Source organism: Citrobacter sp. TBCS-14 (assembly GCF_005280805.1).
Lineage (GTDB): Bacteria > Pseudomonadota > Gammaproteobacteria > Enterobacterales > Enterobacteriaceae > Citrobacter > Citrobacter gillenii.
Window position 1 is genome coordinate 1 of record NZ_SZWM01000939.1, and the last position, 234, is coordinate 234.

1 protein-coding gene is annotated in these 234 nt (G+C 53.0%); it reads left to right on the forward strand.

What is annotated here, in order from left to right:
* Positions 1–234 (forward strand): U32 family peptidase (locus FDX22_RS22150; protein WP_186805432.1); only part of this gene is annotated, 234 nt, incomplete at both ends.

The window sequence follows — 234 nt, forward strand, 5'->3', positions numbered from 1 at the left end:
GCTGTGCATGGCCTACTCCGGCCGTTGCCTGCTCTCCGGCTACATCAACAAACGCGACCCTAACCAGGGTACCTGTACCAATGCCTGCCGCTGGGAATACAACGTGCAGGAAGGGAAAGAAGATGTAGTGGGTAATATCGTACACAAATATGAACCCATACCGGTACAAAACGTGGAACCGACGCTTGGGATCGGCGCGCCTACGGACAAAGTGTTTATGATTGAAGAAGCCCA